Here is a 19,194-nt window from a genome sequence, read left to right as displayed (position 1 = left end):
ATGATAGGTGCCGTTTTTTATTGCTGCTTTTTGCAGGCGTTATCCGTAGTGAAGGGGGCTTTCCTTAGGGAACTTTTTTCGGAAAGACTTTGACCATCTTGATACGATTTTCTTCAAGTTCCACAATCTCCATCAGATGCTCTGCGACTTCGACGCTGAGGTGACTCTCTGGGATATCTTCAAGATACTCCAGCATCAGGCCGTTGAGAGTACGAGGACCATCAGTAGGAAGTGTCCATTTTAACCCCTTGTTGATATCTCTAATGTTGGCACTGCCTTCAATTAAAAAGCTTCCATCACCTTGTGGTGAGATTTCTTCTGCCAGTGTTGGTGCGATGGAGGTTGTAAACTCACCAACAATCTCTTCTAGAATATCCTCTAACGTTACCAAGCCATTGATGTCACCATACTCATCAACGATAAGACCGATCCGTTGCTTATTACGTTGAAACTTGAGCATTTGCACATTGAGTGGGGTTCCCTCGGGAATGAAGTAGACTTCATCAGCACTGCGCAGCAGTGTTTCTTTGGTAAACTCGTTCTTTTCTAACATCAAACGGTAGGATTCGCGCAGCCTGATCATGCCTACGACCTCATCGATTTGATCGCGATAAAGTACAATTCGGCCATGGGGTGAGTGGGTTAACTGGCGCACGATTGACTTCCAATCATCATTAATGTTGATGCCAGTAATTTCATTGCGTGGAATCATAATGTCGTTAACGGTGACATGCTCAAGATCCAAGATCGATATCAACATATCTTGGTGACGTCGAGGAATCAGTGACCCAGCTTCGTTCACCACTGTACGTAATTCTTCAGAGCTTAAGTGGTCTTCATCGTTGTGGCTAGCATTGACACCGAGCAACCGAATAAAGCCATTGGTAATGAAATTGACCAAGATGACGAGTGGTGAAAGAACCTTCATCAAAATCGTCAACAAGATACTGCTCATGAATGACACTCGCTCAGGGTACAAAGAAGCGAGTGTTTTCGGTGTCACCTCGGCGAATACCAAAATAACCAGGGTTAACGCACCCGTTGCAATGGCAACACCGACATCGCCATACAAACGCAGGCCGATGACCGTAGCAATAGCGGAGGCGAGAATATTAACGAGGTTGTTACCGATAAGAATCAAGCCAATGAGGCGATCGGGACGGTTGAGAAGTTTCTCGACGCGTTTCGCGCCTTTATGCCCAGTTTTAGAAAGATGTTTGAGTCGATAGCGATTCAAAGACATCATCCCTGTCTCTGAACCCGAGAAGTAGCCGGAAATTACAATGAGACCCGCGAGAATGGCAAATAAAATACCGGTCGAGATGTCGTCCAAAACGTATCAGTTCCTTTAATAAATAATTGGTCAATTAATGGTCGAACTAGCGCTCGATGTCAATGCTCGTTTAAGATAACAGTGAGCCGAGTGCTAGATTGGGCTAGTTTAGAATGATTTCTTTAACGAAACGGCTACCAAAGTACGCGAGTGTTAGCAACATGGCACCAGCAATCGCGAACCACGTCACTTTTTTTCCTCGCCATCCTTTTTGGTAATGCCCCCACAAAAGAACGGTATAGATACACCAAGCCATGAGAGATAGTATGGCTTTGTGCGCTTTTCCTTGGGCGAACATGTCTTGAACAAAGATAAACCCTGTAAGTAATGTCACAGTGAGTAGCCCTGTTCCAATCAAAATGATCTTGAAAAGTTGCCTTTCCACCATCATTAATGGGGGAAGGTTAGGGTTGATGCCCAATGCCTTTTTATTTTTTAGCTTATGATCGAGCCACGCAAGCTGGATAGCATACAGTGCCCCAATGGAGAGGGTTGAGTATGAAAATAACGCTAAAGAAATATGGATTAATAGCTTAGGGTTATGCTCTAAATGAGTAATGAAAGCGGTGGGTACGAAGGCTGCAATACTTAAATTGATAGCCGCAAAACTATAGACAACGGGTAACAAAAACCAGATGCGAGTCTTCATCATGGCAACGCTCATAAACAGCGAAATAATAAAGCCAATCAGTGACGCGACATTGAGGATACTTAAGTTTTGCCCTGAACCACTGAAGATGAGATCACTGAGTAGCCACGCATGACAAAGCAAGGCGAGTGAGGCACTGGTAAGAACAGTTTTCGTCCGGATCCCGACCTGATGAACAAGGCCTGGGATGATGGTAGCGATGGCGAGCACATAAAAAATGGCCGCGGAAGTTGCGATTAAACTGTCCATTTTGCCTAAATATCTATGGTTTAGAGCTTGAATTATACCTTGCATCGACTCAATGAGCTACGTCATATGTAAAAAGTATTGATTAGTATTTGATCTTGTTAAGTATGACTCTGATCGCTGGCTAAGGTATACTCACCATAATTGATCGCAATTTTTAAGCGAAGAGAAAAAAATGTTTGAGAATTTAACGGATCGTCTATCCAAAACGCTGAAGAACATCAGCGGTAAAGGTCGTTTGACCGAAGAGAATATTAAGGACACGCTACGCGAAGTCCGCATGGCACTTCTGGAAGCCGATGTTGCTTTACCAGTTATTCGCGAATTTGTGAAAGGTGTTAAAGAGCGTGCTGTTGGTGTTGAAGTTTCTAAATCACTGACGCCAGGTCAAGAATTCATCAAGATAGTTCAAGCAGAGCTTGAATCTGTTATGGGTGAATCTAACGAAGCGTTAGATCTCGCTGCACAGCCACCTGCCGTTATCTTGATGGCAGGCTTACAAGGTGCCGGTAAAACGACCAGTGTCGGTAAGCTTTCTAAAATGCTCCACGAGCGCGAAAAGAAGAAAGTTTTAGTCGTCTCTGCCGATGTCTACCGTCCAGCTGCGATTAAACAGCTAGAAACACTCGCGAGCGATGTTGGTGTGGACTTCTTCCCATCTTCCGCTGACCAAAAGCCTATTGATATTGCTAACAATGCAATTGAGCACGCGAAGAAGAAATTTTACGACGTATTGATTGTCGATACCGCGGGTCGTTTAGCCGTCGACCACGAGATGATGGAAGAGATTCGTGATCTTCACTCTGCCATCAATCCTGTAGAGACTTTATTCGTTGTTGATGCCATGACGGGTCAAGATGCGGCGAACACCGCGAAGGCATTTGGTGACATGCTGCCGTTAACCGGTGTCGTTCTGACTAAAGTCGACGGTGATGCGCGTGGTGGTGCTGCATTATCTGTGCGTCACATTACGGGAAAACCGATAAAATTCTTGGGTGTTGGTGAGAAAACCGACGCGTTAGAACCGTTTCACCCTGACCGTGTTGCGTCTCGTATTTTGGGCATGGGCGATGTGCTGTCTCTTATTGAAGATTTACAGCGCAATGTTGATACCGATAAAGCCGAAAAAATGGCGAAGAAATTCAAGGAAAAGAAAGGGTTTGACCTTGAAGATTTCCGTGAACAGCTTGGTCAGATGCAAAACATGGGTGGCATGATGGGAATGATGGACAAGCTGCCAGGCATGTCTAATGTTCCCGATAATGTGAAAGACAAAGTTGATGACAAGATGTTTAAGCAAATGGAAGCTATCATCAACTCTATGACCATGAAAGAGCGTCAGCGTCCAGAGCTTATCAAAGGCTCACGTAAAAAACGTATAGCAGCGGGTTCTGGTACTCAAGTCCAAGATGTGAATCGTTTACTGAAGCAGTTTACCCAAATGCAAAAAATGATGAAGAAAATGCAAAAAGGTGGCATGCGCGGCATGATGCGTAACATGCAAGGCATGATGGGTGGCGGCGGTGGCGGCGGTTTTAATCCGTTCGGCCGTTAATTGGCATTTGGCTACCGCGTTTATGAAATGTTTGCTTGTTCGAGCAAGAAAATAACATAAGCATACCGAGTACAAATATAGGGTTACACGCCGTTTGGTGTTGTAACCCGTTTTTTATGCAAGGCAACGCGTTATTGCTTGAGTGTCGTTGAGCAAATCTGATGGCAGTAACGGCGTCTAATATTGTTCTTTTGTTTGTTTTTTAATCAGTACTGCTATGAGGTTTCACTACGTAGTGATGTTAGTTTTCAAACTGTTAACTCAATCACACCTCTCGCCGTCACTTTATGCTGGTGAAAAAATAGCTAAATATCTTGCATTGAATCCGAATAAGAGTAAAATTCCGGGGCTTTATTTGGCACGAGACCTCAGGTTTTTCATAAGAGAAACACTTCTGAGGTCATTTTTATTATTGAGAAAGCAAAGAGGACGATATGGTAACCATTCGTTTGGCACGTCACGGCGCGAAGAAGCGTCCATTCTATCAAATCGTAGTTGCGGATAGCCGCAATGCTGCAACTGGTCGTTTCATTGAGAAAGTAGGTTTCTTTAACCCAACTGCTCAAGGTCAAGAAGAAGGCCTACGTCTAGATCTAGAGCGCGTTAACCACTGGGTTAGCGAAGGCGCTACAGTTTCTGACCGCGTAGCTAAGCTAGTTAAAGACGCTCAAAAAGCGGCTTAATTATTAGCTCAGTAAGCAGTAAGCAGTATGTCGATGAAAGGTAAAGACACGATGAGTAACCAAAGCGAAAGAATTGTTGTAGGTAAATTCGGTTCTACTTATGGCATTCGTGGATGGCTTAAAGTTTTTTCCTATACAGACGATCCTGAAAACCTTTTTGATTACAGCCCTTGGTATATTAACCAAAAGGGCAAATGGGTTGAGGTTAAGGTTGAAAGTTGGAAGCGTCATAACAAAGCTATGGTGTGTAAACTAGAAGGTTTAGAGGTTCGAGAAGAAGCTCACCTACTGACTAACTTTGAAATTGCAATCGACCCAGCGGTGCTGCCTGAGCTGTCAGAAGATGAATTCTACTGGCGTGAATTGTTTGGAATGAAAATGTTTACCACAAAAGGTTACGACTTAGGTGAAGTAATCGATATGTTGGAAACTGGTTCAAACGATGTTTTGGTAGTGAAAGCAAATCTTAAAGATGCTTTCGGGCAAAAGGAACGGTTGGTACCGTACCTTGAAGAGCAAGTGATCAAAAATGTTGATCGCGAAGCTCGACGGATCGAAGTTGACTGGGATCCTGGATTCTAATCCAGTAGCTGGTAACCAATAGAGCGAGAGAACAGATGTGGGTTGGCATAATTAGCCTGTTTCCAGACATGTTCCGCAGCGTTACTGACTACGGAGTAACAGGTCAAGCGGTTAAAAAAGGTCTGCTGTCTATTGAGACATGGAATCCTCGTGATTTCACTCAAGACAAACATCGCACTGTCGATGACAGACCTTACGGTGGTGGTCCTGGTATGTTAATGATGGTTCAGCCTTTGCGCGATGCCATTCAAACAGCCAAAGCTGCGTCACCGGGTAAGACGAAAGTGATCTATCTCTCTCCCCAAGGTCGAAAACTCGATCAGCAAGGGGTAGAGGAATTAGCGAAGAACGACAACCTTGTGTTGATATGTGGTCGCTATGAAGGGGTAGATGAGCGCATCATCCAAACTGAAGTTGACGAAGAATGGTCAATTGGAGATTTTGTGATGACGGGTGGGGAAATCCCAGCCATGACGCTAATTGATTCAGTGTCTCGGTTTATACCTGGGGTACTTGGAGATTTCGCGTCAGCAGAAGAAGATTCTTTTGCAAATGGCTTGCTGGATTGTCCGCATTATACGCGCCCTGAAGTGTTGGATGGACTAGAAATACCGAGTGTATTGAAGTCTGGAAATCACAAAGACATTCGTCGCTGGCGACTACAACAGTCGTTGGGCCGTACTTGGCTAAGAAGACCGGAGCTCCTGGAAAACCTAGCTCTGACTGACGAACAGGAACAATTACTGGCCGAATTTATTAAAGCGTATCGCTTAGATAAAAAGTAAGCAGTAACCTATTTATTTTAGTATCAGTTTATTCTAGGAATTTAAGAACATGAGTAACATCATCAAGGCTCTTGAAGAAGAGCAAATGAAATCAGGCCTACCTAAATTTGCACCAGGTGACACTGTTGTAGTTCAGGTAAAAGTAAAAGAAGGTGACCGTGAGCGTCTACAGGCATACGAAGGCGTTGTAATCGCTATTCGTAACCGTGGTCTTCACTCTGCATTCACAGTTCGTAAAATCTCGAACGGTGAAGGTGTTGAGCGTACGTTCCAAACTCACTCTCCAATGGTTGATAGCATCGAAGTTAAACGCCGTGGTGCAGTACGTCGTGCCAAGTTGTACTACCTACGTGAGCGTTCTGGTAAGTCAGCTCGTATCAAAGAGAAACTTGCTAAGAAGTAATGCTATTAAACTAGCGTTCTCAAATAGAAGCGGAGCCCCTAGGGCTCCGCTTTTTTTTATCTAAATATCGTTGATATAATGTGTGTTGTGTAACGCCTGCAGATGCATAAGGCTAGCAAAATAGGTGCGTTTTGCTGGTACCTTAAGTTAGCAGGATCGTTGCCAAGCCGAGAAAGACAGATAGACCGATGACATCAGTGATGGTGGTTAATGCCATTCCGCCAGCGAGTGCGGGGTCGATATTCATTTTCTTTAAGAATATCGGGATGGTTACACCAGCGATCCCGGCGACCAGCAAGTTGGTTAGCATGGCGGCGGAAATTATACCCCCTAACATCCAGTTGCCCTTCCAGGCGACGACGATGCCTCCGATGATCAGTGCCCAAAGAATACCATTCAAAAAGCCGATAGCGGCTTCTTTTAAGAGCAGCTCTCGCTTGTTACTGTCACCAATATGACCAAGTGCCAACCCACGGATGACCAAGGCCACCGTTTGATTTCCGGCGACGCCACCCATCGATGGGACAATCGTCATCAGCACGGCGATAGCGGCCATTTGCTCTAAGGTGGCTTCAAACATATTAGATACAGAAGCCGCAGCAAGTGCTGCTAGGACGTTGGCACCAAGCCATACGCTTCGACGCCTTGCTGATTTGACGACAGGTGCGAATGTATCTTCATCATCATCCATCCCTGCCATGCTCATCATTGAGTGCTCAGCGTCTTCTCGGATGATATCGACCACATCATCGATAGTAATACGACCAACAAGGTGGTGGTCACTATCTACTACTGGTGCTGAGACCCAGTCTCGACGTTCAAACAAGGAGGCAACGTCAGAATCACTGGTTTCCACATGGATAGCCTCGTCTGCGTCATCCATGACATCGATAACCTTTACGTCAGGTTGAGTGGTCAAGATGGTGCTGAGAGATAAGTGTCCTATTAGCATGCTCTCTTCATCGATGACATAGAGGGCATCAGTGGCTTCAGGAAGCTCACCACGCATGCGTAGATAACGAAGAACAACGTCTACATCGACATCACCACGGATCGTGATGACGTCGGTATTCATAATACCGCCGGCGCTGTCTTCTGGATAAGATAGGGCGGTTTCAACCCGCTGCCTATCGGCACTATCCATCTGAGAAAGAACTTCTCGTGAGACGTCATCAGGTAAGCTTCGCAAGACATAGGCAACATCGTCCGTGTCCATGCCTTCAGTGGCTTCTGCCAGCTTCTCTGGAGCCATCTTCGAGACGAGATTATCTTTGACGTCTTCATTTAATTCATCAAGAATTTCGCCATAATCTTCAGGATCGGTGAGTTGCCAAAGGACGTCGCGACTTTTACGAGGTGAGGCCTCGAGAAGGTGGGCAATGTCTTCAGGTTCCATATCCTGAAGCTGTCTGCGTACGTAAACAAAGCGACCATTTTCTAGGGCCTCGCTTACTTCTTGGAGAGTTTGGTGAGCTTGGTCGAATTCTATTTGCTCTGCCATGGCTGCCCCTTGAACTTAACTGCTTTAATTTATTGAATATTAGTTTAATTCTACACGTTAATTAATAACAACGTATGAATGACTGTGTGATATTTTTACTCGTTAAGAATTTGGTTTATTCGTCTTCATCAAAACGGTGTTCAACCAGTTCACACACGGCTTGGAGTGCATCATTGGATTGAGGGCCATCCGCTTTAATCGTGATAAATTCACCCTGCGCGGATTCCAGCATCAGTAACCCCATGACGCTATCAGCCGTCGCTTCTTTATTTTCGTGATTACAAATGGTGACGGTGGCGTTAAAACTTTGCGCAAGCTCTACCAGTTTAACGGCCGCCCGTGCATGGAGCCCTAAGCGGTTTTGAATCAAGACAGTTCGAGATGTAGACATGAGACTCCTATTGATGCTGCTCTAGTGACGCGTGTCTAATTTGGACTTGCTGGCCGCAGTGAGCAAAGTACTCACCGATTTGCTGTGCGATATAGACTGAGCGGTGTTTGCCGCCAGTGCAGCCTATAGCGACCGTCAGATAGCTGCGATTGTTTTTTTCTAACATTGGTAGCCAACGCTCGATAAAGTGCTGTATTTGCAGTTTTAGCTCAATCACTTCTGGGTGGGACTCTAGAAATGACTTAATGGGTGCATCGAGCCCTGTTAAAGGTCTCAATTCAGGTTGCCAATGGGGGTTAGGTAAGAACCTAACATCAAACACGTAATCCGCATCGTTTGGCATACCGTATTTGAATCCAAAAGATTGGAATACCATCACCAATTCTTTTTTCTCTTTTCCTTCGAGCTCAATGCGAATCGTTTCACTAAGGTCATGAATCGAGCGATGACTGGAGTCGATAAGGTAATCAGCTTGCTCTTTAATGGGCTTTAACAGCTTATGCTCAAGATCAATGGCTTGCTCGAGTGATAGCTTCTCTTTTTGTTGCGATAGAGGATGGATTCGCCTTGTCTCACTATAGCGAGTCAGTAGAACTGGCTTAGTTGCGTCAAGAAAGAGGACCTTAACATCATGACTCTTTGCGAGCTCATCGAGCTTGAGGCTGAGCTGTTTGAGATTGTCAGGAAGGTTGCGAATATCGATGCTGACCGCCACATTTTGTTGGGAGTCTTTCGTGCTCTCAACAAAATGTTCGAGCAGATCGATGGGGAGGTTATCAACGCAGTAATAACCAGAATCTTCTAAAACTCGGAGCGCAACACTTTTACCGGCTCCAGAATGCCCACTTACAACGACCAATCTCATAATCTTGACTCAGTATGTTTAATTCGATTCAGTATATTTATTTCGATGCCGCACCGTTAGTGACTGACAATGATGTCGTAGAGCTCTTGATCACTTTGTGCTTTGCGCAATTGCTTAAGGACGGTTTTGTCGTTCAGGCGTTCGGCCATGCAAGACAAGGTTTTGAGGTGCTCTTTACATTGAGCATCTGGAACTAAAAGCGCAAACATGAGGTCAACAGGTCGATTATCGATAGAGTCGAACTCAACCGGTTCGTTACACTGCAAAAGGACCGCTATTGCCTTGTCACTATCTTGCATGCGCGCATGAGGGATGGCGATACCGTTACCGATACCCGTGCTGCCTACTTTCTCTCGGTTCAACATGCACTCAAACAACTCTGTAGAGTTCTGACCTGTCTTTTGTGCCGCGATTTCACTGATGATCTCGAGTGCGCGCTTTTTGCTGGTACAAGGGACTGCACTCTTGGTGCAGTCCAATGTTAATACTTCACTTATTTGCATTTTAGTGATTACTTATTTTTTCTTTGTGCTTATTCAATTGTCGGACGAGCTTATCGACGAGTGAGTCGATGGCCGCATACATACTCTCATCTTCTGCCGCCGCATGAATTTCACCGTGATTGATGTGGAGCGTAGCTTCAGCGATCTGGTTTAATTTTTCAACTCGTAATATCACTTGAATGGTATTTATATGATCAAAAAAGCGTTCTAGTTTATGAAATTTGTCATTAACGTAGTCTTGCATTGACTCAGTAAGATCAACATGGTGGCCTTGGATTTGAATTTGCATAGACTTTCCTTTTTGGTTATTGGCCTTAAAGTAGGCGTTTACGCTGACTAGAAGGGGCGATACCCAGCGACTCTCGATACTTAGCGATAGTGCGTCTAGCAACTTGAATACCCTGGTCAGCTAACTGAGCGGCGATTTTGCTATCGCTCAAAGGCTTGGCTGTATTTTCGACAGCGACAAGTTTTTTGATCAGTGCTCGAATGGCGGTTGACGAGCATTCACCGCCATTATCTGTAGAAACATGGCTTGAAAAGAAGTACTTCAATTCAAAAATACCACGAGGTGTATGCATATATTTCTGAGTGGTCACTCTTGAAATCGTTGATTCATGCATATCGACGGCTAATGCCACATCATTGAGTACCATAGGTTTCATCGCTTCTTCACCATATTCAAAGAAGTCATGTTGATGTTCAACAATGCATTTCGCAACCTTAAGAAGTGTCTCATTACGGCTTTCTAAGCTTTTAATCAACCATTTAGCTTCTTGAAGGTTAGAGCGAATATATTGGCTATCTGGGCTGTTTCCTGTCCCTAATTGTGCATACTGTTGATTGACTTTCAATCGAGGTACGCTGTCGGGGTTTATTTGAACCACCCACTTGCCTCTGTCTTTAAAAACAGACACATCTGGAACGACATACTCAGTCTCATCTGGGGTGATTTTGCTGCCAGGACGAGGGTCGAGCTGTTGAATAAGTGACAGTACTTCTCTCAGTTCTGTTTCTTTCAGTCTAGTCTCTTTAATGACGAGCTTGTAATCGCGATTGCCTAATTGATCGATGTGATGAGACAGGACTAATTTTGCTTCGGCTAACCAAGGCGTATCTTCCGGAAACGTCGCCAGTTGAAGTAAAAGGCAATCTTGTAAGTTAACCGAGGCGACACCGAGTGGGTCAAACTGTTGAATGCGTTTGCGTACCGCCTCGACTTCATCCAGTTCAAGATCGTCTATATCTACGCTTTCAAGTAGTTCTTCGCACGATTGAGTGAGGTAACCTTGGCTATCGATTGCATCAATCACGGCGAGTGCAATGGCTCGGTCTGTCTCTGAGAATGGGGTTAGGTCTAGCTGCCAAATAAGATAATCTTGCAGTGATTGTGTGGTTTCACCTTGATATATAGGAAGGTCATCGTCGACGCTGATACCCGTATTGCCGGTGTTTGCGCTGTAAACGTCATCCCATGTCGTGTCGATTTCGAGGTCGTTGGTAATCTCAGAAGACTCGATCAGTTCTGAGCTGTCTTTAGGTTCCGGCTCACTGCTGAGCTCTGGACTGGATTCCTCTTTACTCTCTAGGTTGTTTTTTTCTTCATTAGCAGGCGGCTCGTCGGTTGCTTCTTCAACATCAAGTAGTGGGTTGGAGTCCAAAGCCTCTTGAATTTCTTGTTGAAGGTCGAGCGTCGACAACTGCAATAAGCGAATTGCTTGTTGCAGTTGTGGTGTCATTGCTAACTGTTGACCTAGCTTAAGTTGTAATGAGGGTTTCATGCAGTCTTGTTGGCCTATTAATAAATATGATACCTGACTATTAAATCATAGTCGGAATTGTTCACCGAGATAAACCTGTTTTACATGTTCATTATTGAGAACATCTTCCGGTGTGCCTTCAGCAATCAAGTGACCTTGGCTGACGATGTAGGCTTTTTCACAGACATCCAGCGTCTCACGGACATTATGGTCGGTAATTAATACGCCAAGGCCTCTATCTCTTAGGTGTTCGATGATTTTTTTGATATCGATAACAGAGATGGGGTCAACCCCTGCAAAAGGCTCATCAAGTAGAATAAATTGCGGGTTCGCAGCTAAGGCTCGTGCAATTTCTACACGACGGCGCTCTCCACCAGAGAGTGCCATGCCCGCGCTTTTTCGGATATGTTGAATATTGAACTCATCGAGAAGATCCTCAAGGCGATCCTGTTGTTCTTCTTGGGTGAGCTCATTACGTGTTTCTAATACGGCTAGAATATTATGTTCCACGCTTAGCTTTCTAAAAATAGAGGCTTCTTGTGGCAGGTAACCGATCCCCATTTTTGCTCGACTGTGCATCGGTAAAATACTGATGTCTTCGTCATCAATGGTAATCGAACCTTCATCTCGAGCAACAAGGCCTACTATCATATAAAAAGATGTCGTTTTTCCCGCGCCATTAGGGCCCAGCAATCCAACAATCTGACCTGACTCTACAGACAAGCTCACATCGGTGACGACTTTTCTATTGTTATAACTTTTTGCTAAATGCGTTGCTTTTAATAGCGCCATATTCCGAAGTACTACTCTTGAGCTGGTTGAGGTTGAAGAACGGTCGACACACGTTCGTTAGGGCTACCATCTGCGATCAATTTTTGTGACGAAATTCTATAGCGAATTTTTGTTCCTTTGATAATGCTACCGTCTTGCGACAACATCGCTTGATTGGTCATCGTTAATTGGTCGTCTTTCAAGGCATAGTGAAGCTCTTTAGCTTCACCGTACAATGTCTTACCATCATCGGTGAGCTGAGAAAATGTCGCAAGATCGCCGAACCCTTCAATAACCTGCAATGCGCCGGTCTTAGGTTCTCGCGTGACAATGATCGTGTCAGCATTAATATTGATGCTACCTTGTTTTAGTTTTACATCGCCAGCAAAGGTAACCTTGTTACTTTTCATATCAAGCTGTTGAGTATCGGAGTCGATATACACAGGTTGTTCCGTATCCGTCGAAAGTGCATAAGCGGCGACTGGTAAAAACAGGCAAAGCCCAAGACTAAGGTGTGAGAGTTTCATATTTACTATTCACTTTGTTGTAAAGCTCTGCGAGGTTATCTGCGAAGTTTCCTTTCATCGCATCACCACGCGTTTCAAACTGTGGGCCTAACATTAGAACGTTAGTATCAGCCCAAAAATCCCGATTGTCTAACTGAATGCTCATCTGGTCTGTTGATAAGGTATCGAAACCTGACTCATCAAGCAAATTTCTAGCAATTACATCGTCATACAGGGTTAATACGTCTTTTTTATCGAGAATGGCGGTCGCCGCTGAAATCTCCCACTCTTGGGTGGTTCCCTCGACATAAATCTTCAATACAGGTCGGTCGAATACGGTTTCGCCTTTTTTTGAAAAGTGCTCTAAATATGCTGAGTTAATACTGTAGCTTCGTACGCCGTTATCAGCGTAAGAAATATTGTGTAGATTCTTGCCGTTAAATGCAGGAAGCTCAACATTAGGGGTAACCTGAATGACATTACTATCCTCTTTGCTATAAAGATAGTAACCACACCCAAGGGATATCATTAACAATACGGCATATAGAGTACGAGGTAGACTCATATACTCAAACCTTTATGAAGCTCGAGTTGCCCTTTTGATTCAAGGATAATATCACACACCTCTCTGACTGCCCCTCGTCCTCCTTGGATCGATGTGACATAGTCAGCTTTATTGGCAAGAAGGGGGTGGCCGTCAGCCACGCACACACTCAGTCCAATCTGTTCCATAACAGGCCAATCAATTAAGTCATCACCAATATAGGCGGTCTGTTCTGCTGAAATATTGAGTTTTTCACAGATGTCTTTGTAAGCCACTATTTTATCATCTTGGCCTTGGTAGATTAACGATATCCCCAGCGCAGTCATTCGATTCTCGACAATCTTAGACGTGCGGCCTGTGATAATGGCGACTTCTATGCCGGCGCTCATGAGTGCTTTGACGCCGTATCCGTCTCTAGTGTGAAATGTCTTAAGCTCTTCGCCATCATTACCCATATAGACAAGCCCGTCAGAGAAAACACCATCAACGTCGCAAATGAGGAGTTTTATCTCAGATGCTCGCGCGAAGGCGGTTTTATCCATTGCACCATAGAGCGTTTCAATCGTTTGTGGCATTACATCACTCCCGCTTTGAGTAGGTCATGCATATTTAATGCACCAACAACCCGGTTCTCTTCTAGCAAAATTAGGCCGTTAATATTTTTAGATTGCATCAGATGTAATCCTTCTGCTGCAAGCATATTGGGGGTCGCGGTTGTTGGAGAGACCGTCATGACATCCCCAATACTCGTAGTATGGATATCAATACGCTTGTCTAAGATTCGGCGTAAATCACCATCGGTAAAAATACCAAGCAAGTGTTGTGATTCATTGACGACAGCAGTCATCCCCAAGCCTTTATCCGTGATTTTTAGCAACGCGTCGCGAACCAACGTATTCGGTGTGACGAGTGGTAACGCATCACCAGAATGCATTATGTCACTTAATTTTAGCAACAGCTTGCGACCCAAAGCACCTCCCGGATGAGACAATGCAAAATCCTCTTCACTAAACCCTCTCGCTTCCAGCAAGGCAATGGCTAACGCATCCCCCATCACGAGTGTAGCAGTTGAGCTAGAGGTTGGTGCTAGCCCTAATGGGCAGGCTTCTTTTGGAACCGTAATCTGTAAGTGGTGATCTGAAAGCTTAGCCATCGTAGACGCCGGCTTCCCTGTCATGCTAACGGTCGTAATACCAAGACGCTTGAATACCGGAAATAGGCTGATGATCTCATGAGATTCACCAGAGTTTGATATTGCAATAACGAGATCCTTGGCTTCAATCATGCCTAAGTCGCCGTGAGCTGCCTCGCCGGGATGCACAAAAAATGCCGATGTTCCCGTACTAGCAAGCGTGGCAGCAATTTTTTTACCTATATGTCCAGATTTGCCCATACCCATCACGATAACTTTACCTTGATGGTTGAGGATGCTGTGACAAACGGCCGAGAAGTGCTCGTCGATATAGCGCTCTAGGTGCTGTAAAGCAAGAACCTCGGTGTCTAGCACGCGTTTCGCTGCACTAATAAAATCAAATGAAGACATAATGTGACTCCTACGCAGCCATGTTGGTGAAGAGATAGACTTGGTAAATTAGGAAGCAGGCAAACAAGATGAAGCCTTCTATTCGGTTAATGCTTTTCGATTTTCCGAGCGCCATCACGACAAGAAGTAAAGACACCCCAAGCATGACCCAAAAGTCACGACCCATCGCGTGTTCGCTTAATATTGATGGGTTTAAAACACCTGGAATACCCATAACAGCCAAGATGTTAAATACGTTTGAGCCAATGATATTACCGACGGCCATATCATCTTCGCCCTTCATTACTCCAGCCAGAGAGGCCGCTAATTCAGGTAAGCTGGTACCGATCGCAATAATCGTCAGTCCAATCACAAGATCACTCATACCAAAATATTGAGCAATGGTGACGGCACTATCGACGAGGCGATCGGCCGCAATAGGTAGAATAATTAAGCCAATAACCACCCACATAATGGCTTTGATGTTACTTACGCCTTCAGGGATCTCCGATTCCTGGTCGTCTAGCATGACATCACCGCCACTGGCTTTTTCTGTCTTACTGATTCGGATCATCGCGAGAATAAAAGCGCCAAATAGTGCAAACAGCACAATACCTTCATAAAAGCCTAGGTGGCTATCCCACAGTAATACACCTGCAATTAATGTGACCGCAATCATCAGAGGGAGTTCACGACGCAGAATACCTGAAGAAATAGATAGTGGTTTTATCATCGCGGTAATACCGAGAATTAAAGCGATGTTGGCAATATTAGAGCCGAGCACATTCCCGACGGCAGTATCTGTTTTTCCGTCAAGTGCTGCGGTGGCTGATACCATCATCTCGGGCGCAGAAGAGCCCATAGCCAGAATCGTCATACCAATGACTAGCGGTGAGATACCGTAGTTTCGCGCAAGCGCAGCGGAACCATAAACGAGTTTGTCTGCGCTCCACACTAGGAAAACAAGACCAATAATAAGAAACACCACTGCTTCAAGCATGCTTTAATTCCAGTTACTTTTTCTAAGATATTTGGCGGGTAATTTTGACGGTTTAGCACCTAAAATGGAAGCTAATCAACAAATAAAATAACAATCAGTTTCAGAACCATATACGCTAATAATAGTGTGAAATTAGTTTGTCGCCTGAATGTTACGGTCATTAATGGCTCAAAATGTGATGAACTAATGACTGTGCAGACGATAGAAAGTAAATGCTATCTATTTTAAGGTTTTAATTATGGGCTGCTATCATTAGAATATAAGGCTTGAGGGACTTAGGCTTTTTAATAAGGAAATGTATGTCAAACAATGACTTGGTTTCCGTGAAGGGGTTGTCATTTTCTAGAGGCAAACACGTCATCTTTGATGATATTGAATTGCATGTACCGAAAGGGAAAGTGACAGCAATCATGGGGCCATCCGGAATTGGAAAAACAACCTTACTACGGCTTATCGGCGGGCAGCTATACCCTGACCAAGGTGAAATTTGGTTTGAAAGCGACAATATTCCGACGCTGTCGCGCAAGCGCTTATATCAAGTCCGAAAAAAAATGAGCATGTTGTTCCAATCCGGGGCGTTGTTTACGGACCTTACGGTTTTCGACAATGTTGCCTTTCCCCTTCGGGAGCACACGCAACTATCTGAAGCATTAATACGAACATTAGTTCTATTAAAACTCGAAGCCGTCGGCTTGAGAGGCGCTGCGCAGCTAATGCCAAGTGAGCTCTCTGGCGGAATGGCAAGGCGAGCAGCACTGGCACGTGCGATTGCCCTTGACCCCGATTTGATCATGTATGACGAACCATTTGTTGGGCAAGACCCTATTACTATGGGAGTGTTAGTTGAGTTGATTCGTTCATTAAACAACGCCCTTAACTTGACATCGATTGTCGTATCGCATGATGTCCCAGAGGTGATGTCGATTGCTGACTGGGTGTATTTACTCGCCGATGGGAAAATTGTTGCTAAAGGAACACCTGAAGCGCTTAGAAATAACCCAGACCCGAGGGTTCAGCAGTTTTTAGTGGGTGACGCTGATGGACCGGTACCGTTTCGATATCCAGCGGAGCCACTTGAACAGGACCTCTTTTAATATGTTGCAGTTTGTACAAAGAATCGGTCATCGCACACTGATGTCTTGTCAATCGTGGGGAAAGGCAACGTTTATGTTGCTTGGTGTGTTGTTATCTAGACCACAGCCAGTGAAGAACTTTCCTTTATTGATCAAGCAACTCTACAGTGTGGGTGTTCAATCACTTGCTATTATTACCGTATCCGGCTTGTTTATTGGCATGGTGTTAAGCCTACAAGGTTATGTGGTGCTGGTGGATTACGGTGCGGAAGGAAGCCTAGGTCAAATGGTCTCTTTGTCTTTGTTGCGAGAGCTTGGGCCCGTTGTTACCGCTTTATTGTTTGCAGGACGCGCGGGATCGGCGTTAACGGCAGAAATCGGTTTGATGAAAGCAACAGAGCAGTTATCAAGTATGGAAATGATGGCCGTTGATCCGATAAAAAGAGTGGTTGCCCCTCGTTTTTGGGCCGGTGTTATTTCAATGCCGTTACTTGCCATGATCTTCATGTCGATTGGTATTTGGGGAGCACAGCTCGTCGGCGTGGAATGGAAGGGCATTGATCATGGTAGTTTTTGGTCTGCGATGCAGTCATCGGTCGAACTGGGGCGAGATATCGGTAATAGCGCCTTGAAATGTATCGTATTTGCCATCACGGTGACCTGGATTGCTTTGTTTAATGGTTATGATGCCATTCCTACTTCCGAGGGGATTAGTCAAGCAACGACAAGAACGGTGGTTCATTCATCATTGGCCGTTTTAGGGTTGGACTTTGTTATGACTGCATTAATGTTTGGAAGTTGAGAATAAAGGATTTTTGAATGCAACAAACTCGAAAGTTAGAATTGTGGGTGGGCGGCTTTGTTCTGACAGGACTTTGCGCAATTTTGTTTATCATTTTTCAAGTGGCTGACGTTAAAGGTGTTGGCTCAAGTGATACTTACACCTTGCAAGCTCGGTTTGATAATATCGGTAGTTTAAAGGTTCGATCCCCTGTCAAGGTCGGTGGGGTCGTTATCGGGCGTGTCAGTGATATCCACCTTGATAAAGAGAGCTACTTACCTGTTGTAAACCTTGCTATCAATTCTGAATATCAATTCCCTGAGACGTCAAGTGCACAAATTCTCACGTCAGGACTCATAGGTGAGCAATACATCGGCCTAGTTCCTGGTTTTATTTTCGATGACGAGACGTATCTAGTTGATGGTGATCGCATTGAGGATACTAAGTCAGCGTTAGTACTCGAAGATATGATAGGGCAAGTGCTTTATAGCATCGGTGGAAAGTCTGATGATGCGAAACAGGAGTAATAAGATGAGCAGAATATGCATGATGTTGGCTTTAATTTTCAGTGTGTTTAGTGTTTCCGCTCAAGATATAGATAAGAGCAAGCCCTACGACATGATGAAACAAGTCGCCGACCGCACTTTTTCCAGATTGGCAGAAGAGCAATCATTAATCCAAGATGATCCTAATTACTTGAAAGTTGTTGTCGAAGAAGAGTTGATGCCATACGTTAATGATCGTTATGCGGCATTGAAACTGTTGGGGCCTAACTTAAAAGGGGCGAAACGAGAAGACGTCTTAGAATTTGCGAAAGCTTTTCGTGAGTACTTGGTGACCTCTTATGCACAAGTCCTGACCCAGTATACTGGGCAAGAGATACAATTTGGTCCAACGCCAGTGATTGATGAAAAAACAACGATTACAGGCATTCGAGTCACCATAATGGATTCACCAAGACCGAACATTAATCTTGAATTTAAATTGAGAAAAGATAAAAAAACAGGTGATTGGAAAGCGTTTGATATGATTGCTGAAGGCATCAGTTTACTGTCGAGTAAGCAATCAGAATGGAACACAAAAATACGCCGTGAGGGGATACTTTCGGTGGCGGAAGAATTAGAAGCATTGTCTCAGGTGTCAATTCAATTTGAAGGGAAGTCCGGACAGTGAATGCGAGCGTAGAGTTTAGCGAACCTGACACTATTCTACTCGTTGGCACCCTGACTCGGGACACGGTCCCGAAGCTCTGGAAGCGATTGCAAGTATTTAATTATCCAGAATCTAACGTTAATGTACCTCTTAACGAGGTAGAACGTATAGATTCTGCTGGTATGGTGATGCTAATTCACTTAATAGAGCATGCAAAAAATCGAAAGTGTCATATAATGCTCAGCTTCGTGCCCGACGAGCTGAAAATGTTGTTTCAGCTAAGTAATGTTGAATCGGTAATTGAGAAACACATTTAGGAGTATCTTGTGGATAGCACAAAAGTACAGGAACTATTGCAAAGTGAACTAAACCTAGAAGAGCTGCATGTTAAAGGTGAAGGTAGCCACTACGAAGTGATTGCAGTAGATGCTCAATTCGCAGGCATGAGCCGAGTAAAAAAACAGCAGATGATTTATAAGCCTCTGATGGAATATATTCAGCGTAACGACATCCACGCCGTCTCGATCAAGGCTTTCACTCCAGAAGAGTGGGCTCGAGATAAAAAGTTGATGTCACTTTAAGGTTAAGT

The 19,194-nt window shown here is 44.5% G+C and carries 25 protein-coding genes; 11 read left to right on the top strand and 14 right to left on the bottom strand.

The features are described 5' to 3' along the window. Positions 1-64: 64 nt before the first annotated feature. Together ACE1OE_RS22120 and ACE1OE_RS22115 are read right to left on the bottom strand one after the other, a co-directional pair. A complete protein-coding gene (locus ACE1OE_RS22120; protein WP_449212297.1) occupies positions 65-1,333 on the bottom strand; it encodes an HlyC/CorC family transporter in 1,269 nt (422 codons plus the stop codon). Positions 1,334-1,436: 103 nt separating this feature from the next. Continuing rightward, entirely contained in the window at positions 1,437-2,231 is a 795-nt protein-coding gene (locus ACE1OE_RS22115) for a cytochrome C assembly family protein (RefSeq protein ID WP_102468210.1), read from the bottom strand. Between the two features lie 172 nt (positions 2,232-2,403). On the opposite strand from ACE1OE_RS22115, the gene ffh reads away from it, so the two are divergent. The 5 genes from ffh to rplS all read left to right on the top strand — a co-directional run bounded on the left by ffh (position 2,404) and on the right by rplS (position 6,236). After that, positions 2,404-3,783 (top strand): signal recognition particle protein, encoded by a 1,380-nt coding sequence (gene ffh, locus ACE1OE_RS22110; protein WP_449212296.1) that lies wholly within the window; start codon positions 2,404-2,406, stop codon positions 3,781-3,783. Positions 3,784-4,217: 434 nt separating this feature from the next. Beyond that, complete coding sequence (rpsP, locus tag ACE1OE_RS22105) at positions 4,218-4,466, top strand: 30S ribosomal protein S16 (RefSeq protein WP_102468178.1); 249 nt, start codon at positions 4,218-4,220, stop codon at positions 4,464-4,466. 27 nt (positions 4,467-4,493) lie between these two features. Next, positions 4,494-5,048: a ribosome maturation factor RimM gene (gene rimM / locus ACE1OE_RS22100; protein ID WP_102468179.1), complete on the top strand. Its 555-nt coding sequence runs from the start codon at positions 4,494-4,496 to the stop codon at positions 5,046-5,048. A 35-nt stretch (positions 5,049-5,083) separates the two neighbouring features. Further along, a complete protein-coding gene (trmD, locus tag ACE1OE_RS22095) occupies positions 5,084-5,833 on the top strand; it encodes a tRNA (guanosine(37)-N1)-methyltransferase TrmD (RefSeq protein ID WP_102468180.1) in 750 nt (249 codons plus the stop codon). Positions 5,834-5,882: 49 nt separating this feature from the next. Continuing rightward, the gene (gene rplS / locus ACE1OE_RS22090; RefSeq protein WP_006074418.1) at positions 5,883-6,236 is read left to right on the top strand and encodes a 50S ribosomal protein L19; all 354 of its coding nucleotides are present in this window, start codon (positions 5,883-5,885) and stop codon (positions 6,234-6,236) included. 142 nt (positions 6,237-6,378) lie between these two features. Here the strand turns inward: rplS and mgtE are convergent, their stop codons facing one another. The 12 genes from mgtE to ACE1OE_RS22030 form a co-directional block, all read right to left on the bottom strand. Continuing rightward, positions 6,379-7,737, bottom strand: a complete 1,359-nt coding sequence (gene mgtE, locus ACE1OE_RS22085) for a magnesium transporter (RefSeq protein ID WP_102468181.1) — start codon at positions 7,735-7,737, stop codon at positions 6,379-6,381. A gap of 115 nt (positions 7,738-7,852) precedes the next feature. Beyond that, positions 7,853-8,128 (bottom strand): HPr family phosphocarrier protein, encoded by a 276-nt coding sequence (locus ACE1OE_RS22080; RefSeq protein ID WP_102468182.1) that lies wholly within the window; start codon positions 8,126-8,128, stop codon positions 7,853-7,855. 7 nt (positions 8,129-8,135) lie between these two features. Further along, positions 8,136-8,993, bottom strand: coding sequence for an RNase adapter RapZ (rapZ, locus tag ACE1OE_RS22075; RefSeq protein WP_449212295.1), 858 nt, complete (start codon positions 8,991-8,993; stop codon positions 8,136-8,138). A gap of 56 nt (positions 8,994-9,049) precedes the next feature. Continuing rightward, the gene (ptsN, locus tag ACE1OE_RS22070; protein ID WP_102468184.1) at positions 9,050-9,496 is read right to left on the bottom strand and encodes a PTS IIA-like nitrogen regulatory protein PtsN; all 447 of its coding nucleotides are present in this window, start codon (positions 9,494-9,496) and stop codon (positions 9,050-9,052) included. Between the two features lies 1 nt (position 9,497). Continuing rightward, entirely contained in the window at positions 9,498-9,785 is a 288-nt protein-coding gene (gene hpf, locus ACE1OE_RS22065) for a ribosome hibernation promoting factor (RefSeq protein WP_102468185.1), read from the bottom strand. Positions 9,786-9,810: 25 nt separating this feature from the next. After that, positions 9,811-11,277, bottom strand: coding sequence for an RNA polymerase factor sigma-54 (locus tag ACE1OE_RS22060; protein WP_372062892.1), 1,467 nt, complete (start codon positions 11,275-11,277; stop codon positions 9,811-9,813). A gap of 45 nt (positions 11,278-11,322) precedes the next feature. Then, on the bottom strand, positions 11,323-12,048 hold the full coding sequence (lptB, locus tag ACE1OE_RS22055; RefSeq protein ID WP_102468187.1) for an LPS export ABC transporter ATP-binding protein: 726 nt from the start codon (positions 12,046-12,048) through the stop codon (positions 11,323-11,325). A gap of 11 nt (positions 12,049-12,059) precedes the next feature. Next, positions 12,060-12,554 (bottom strand): lipopolysaccharide transport periplasmic protein LptA, encoded by a 495-nt coding sequence (lptA, locus tag ACE1OE_RS22050; RefSeq protein WP_102468188.1) that lies wholly within the window; start codon positions 12,552-12,554, stop codon positions 12,060-12,062. Continuing rightward, positions 12,535-13,098, bottom strand: coding sequence for an LPS export ABC transporter periplasmic protein LptC (gene lptC / locus ACE1OE_RS22045; protein ID WP_372062894.1), 564 nt, complete (start codon positions 13,096-13,098; stop codon positions 12,535-12,537). Before lptC ends, lptA begins: the two co-directional genes overlap by 20 nt. Next, positions 13,095-13,652: a 3-deoxy-manno-octulosonate-8-phosphatase KdsC gene (kdsC, locus tag ACE1OE_RS22040; RefSeq protein ID WP_102468190.1), complete on the bottom strand. Its 558-nt coding sequence runs from the start codon at positions 13,650-13,652 to the stop codon at positions 13,095-13,097. Before kdsC ends, lptC begins: the two co-directional genes overlap by 4 nt. Beyond that, positions 13,652-14,623, bottom strand: coding sequence for a KpsF/GutQ family sugar-phosphate isomerase (locus ACE1OE_RS22035; RefSeq protein WP_449212306.1), 972 nt, complete (start codon positions 14,621-14,623; stop codon positions 13,652-13,654). The genes kdsC and ACE1OE_RS22035 overlap by 1 nt, the downstream gene beginning before the upstream one ends. A 7-nt stretch (positions 14,624-14,630) precedes the next feature. Next, positions 14,631-15,599 carry a calcium/sodium antiporter gene (locus ACE1OE_RS22030; protein WP_102468192.1) on the bottom strand — a complete coding sequence of 323 codons (969 nt, stop codon included), beginning with the start codon at positions 15,597-15,599 and terminating at the stop codon, positions 14,631-14,633. 299 nt (positions 15,600-15,898) lie between these two features. Here ACE1OE_RS22030 and mlaF point away from each other — a divergent pair, with 299 nt between their 5' ends. Genes mlaF through ibaG form a run of 6 tightly spaced genes read left to right on the top strand, consistent with a single transcriptional unit; the run spans position 15,899 to position 19,186 of the window. Beyond that, positions 15,899-16,693, top strand: coding sequence for a phospholipid ABC transporter ATP-binding protein MlaF (mlaF, locus tag ACE1OE_RS22025; RefSeq protein WP_102468193.1), 795 nt, complete (start codon positions 15,899-15,901; stop codon positions 16,691-16,693). A gap of 1 nt (position 16,694) precedes the next feature. After that, entirely contained in the window at positions 16,695-17,474 is a 780-nt protein-coding gene (mlaE, locus tag ACE1OE_RS22020; RefSeq protein WP_102468194.1) for a lipid asymmetry maintenance ABC transporter permease subunit MlaE, read from the top strand. A gap of 17 nt (positions 17,475-17,491) precedes the next feature. Then, the gene (gene mlaD / locus ACE1OE_RS22015; RefSeq protein ID WP_449212294.1) at positions 17,492-17,980 is read left to right on the top strand and encodes an outer membrane lipid asymmetry maintenance protein MlaD; all 489 of its coding nucleotides are present in this window, start codon (positions 17,492-17,494) and stop codon (positions 17,978-17,980) included. 4 nt (positions 17,981-17,984) lie between these two features. Beyond that, complete coding sequence (gene mlaC, locus ACE1OE_RS22010) at positions 17,985-18,626, top strand: phospholipid-binding protein MlaC (protein WP_372062897.1); 642 nt, start codon at positions 17,985-17,987, stop codon at positions 18,624-18,626. Further along, on the top strand, positions 18,623-18,922 hold the full coding sequence (locus ACE1OE_RS22005) for an STAS domain-containing protein (protein WP_449212293.1): 300 nt from the start codon (positions 18,623-18,625) through the stop codon (positions 18,920-18,922). The genes mlaC and ACE1OE_RS22005 overlap by 4 nt, the downstream gene beginning before the upstream one ends. Positions 18,923-18,931: 9 nt before the next feature. After that, positions 18,932-19,186 (top strand): BolA family iron metabolism protein IbaG, encoded by a 255-nt coding sequence (gene ibaG / locus ACE1OE_RS22000; RefSeq protein ID WP_102468198.1) that lies wholly within the window; start codon positions 18,932-18,934, stop codon positions 19,184-19,186. The last annotated feature ends 8 nt before the right edge of the window (positions 19,187-19,194 follow it).

It is taken from the genome of Vibrio sp. E150_011, assembly GCF_053544015.1.
This window is presented reverse-complemented; position numbering and strand designations above follow the sequence as displayed.

Coding starts and splice junctions, on each gene's coding strand:
- ACE1OE_RS22115 (WP_102468210.1), bottom strand. CDS start 2,231: ATGGACAGTTTAATCGCAACTTCCGCGGCCATTTTTTATGTGCTCGCC.
- ffh (WP_449212296.1), top strand. CDS start 2,404: ATGTTTGAGAATTTAACGGATCGTCTATCCAAAACGCTGAAGAACATC.
- rpsP (WP_102468178.1), top strand. CDS start 4,218: ATGGTAACCATTCGTTTGGCACGTCACGGCGCGAAGAAGCGTCCATTC.
- rimM (WP_102468179.1), top strand. CDS start 4,494: ATGTCGATGAAAGGTAAAGACACGATGAGTAACCAAAGCGAAAGAATT.
- trmD (WP_102468180.1), top strand. CDS start 5,084: ATGTGGGTTGGCATAATTAGCCTGTTTCCAGACATGTTCCGCAGCGTT.
- rplS (WP_006074418.1), top strand. CDS start 5,883: ATGAGTAACATCATCAAGGCTCTTGAAGAAGAGCAAATGAAATCAGGC.
- mgtE (WP_102468181.1), bottom strand. CDS start 7,737: ATGGCAGAGCAAATAGAATTCGACCAAGCTCACCAAACTCTCCAAGAA.
- ACE1OE_RS22080 (WP_102468182.1), bottom strand. CDS start 8,128: ATGTCTACATCTCGAACTGTCTTGATTCAAAACCGCTTAGGGCTCCAT.
- rapZ (WP_449212295.1), bottom strand. CDS start 8,993: ATGAGATTGGTCGTTGTAAGTGGGCATTCTGGAGCCGGTAAAAGTGTT.
- ptsN (WP_102468184.1), bottom strand. CDS start 9,496: ATGCAAATAAGTGAAGTATTAACATTGGACTGCACCAAGAGTGCAGTC.
- hpf (WP_102468185.1), bottom strand. CDS start 9,785: ATGCAAATTCAAATCCAAGGCCACCATGTTGATCTTACTGAGTCAATG.
- ACE1OE_RS22060 (WP_372062892.1), bottom strand. CDS start 11,277: ATGAAACCCTCATTACAACTTAAGCTAGGTCAACAGTTAGCAATGACA.
- lptB (WP_102468187.1), bottom strand. CDS start 12,048: ATGGCGCTATTAAAAGCAACGCATTTAGCAAAAAGTTATAACAATAGA.
- lptA (WP_102468188.1), bottom strand. CDS start 12,554: ATGAAACTCTCACACCTTAGTCTTGGGCTTTGCCTGTTTTTACCAGTC.
- lptC (WP_372062894.1), bottom strand. CDS start 13,098: ATGAGTCTACCTCGTACTCTATATGCCGTATTGTTAATGATATCCCTT.
- kdsC (WP_102468190.1), bottom strand. CDS start 13,652: ATGCCACAAACGATTGAAACGCTCTATGGTGCAATGGATAAAACCGCC.
- ACE1OE_RS22030 (WP_102468192.1), bottom strand. CDS start 15,599: ATGCTTGAAGCAGTGGTGTTTCTTATTATTGGTCTTGTTTTCCTAGTG.
- mlaF (WP_102468193.1), top strand. CDS start 15,899: ATGTCAAACAATGACTTGGTTTCCGTGAAGGGGTTGTCATTTTCTAGA.
- mlaE (WP_102468194.1), top strand. CDS start 16,695: ATGTTGCAGTTTGTACAAAGAATCGGTCATCGCACACTGATGTCTTGT.
- mlaD (WP_449212294.1), top strand. CDS start 17,492: ATGCAACAAACTCGAAAGTTAGAATTGTGGGTGGGCGGCTTTGTTCTG.
- mlaC (WP_372062897.1), top strand. CDS start 17,985: ATGAGCAGAATATGCATGATGTTGGCTTTAATTTTCAGTGTGTTTAGT.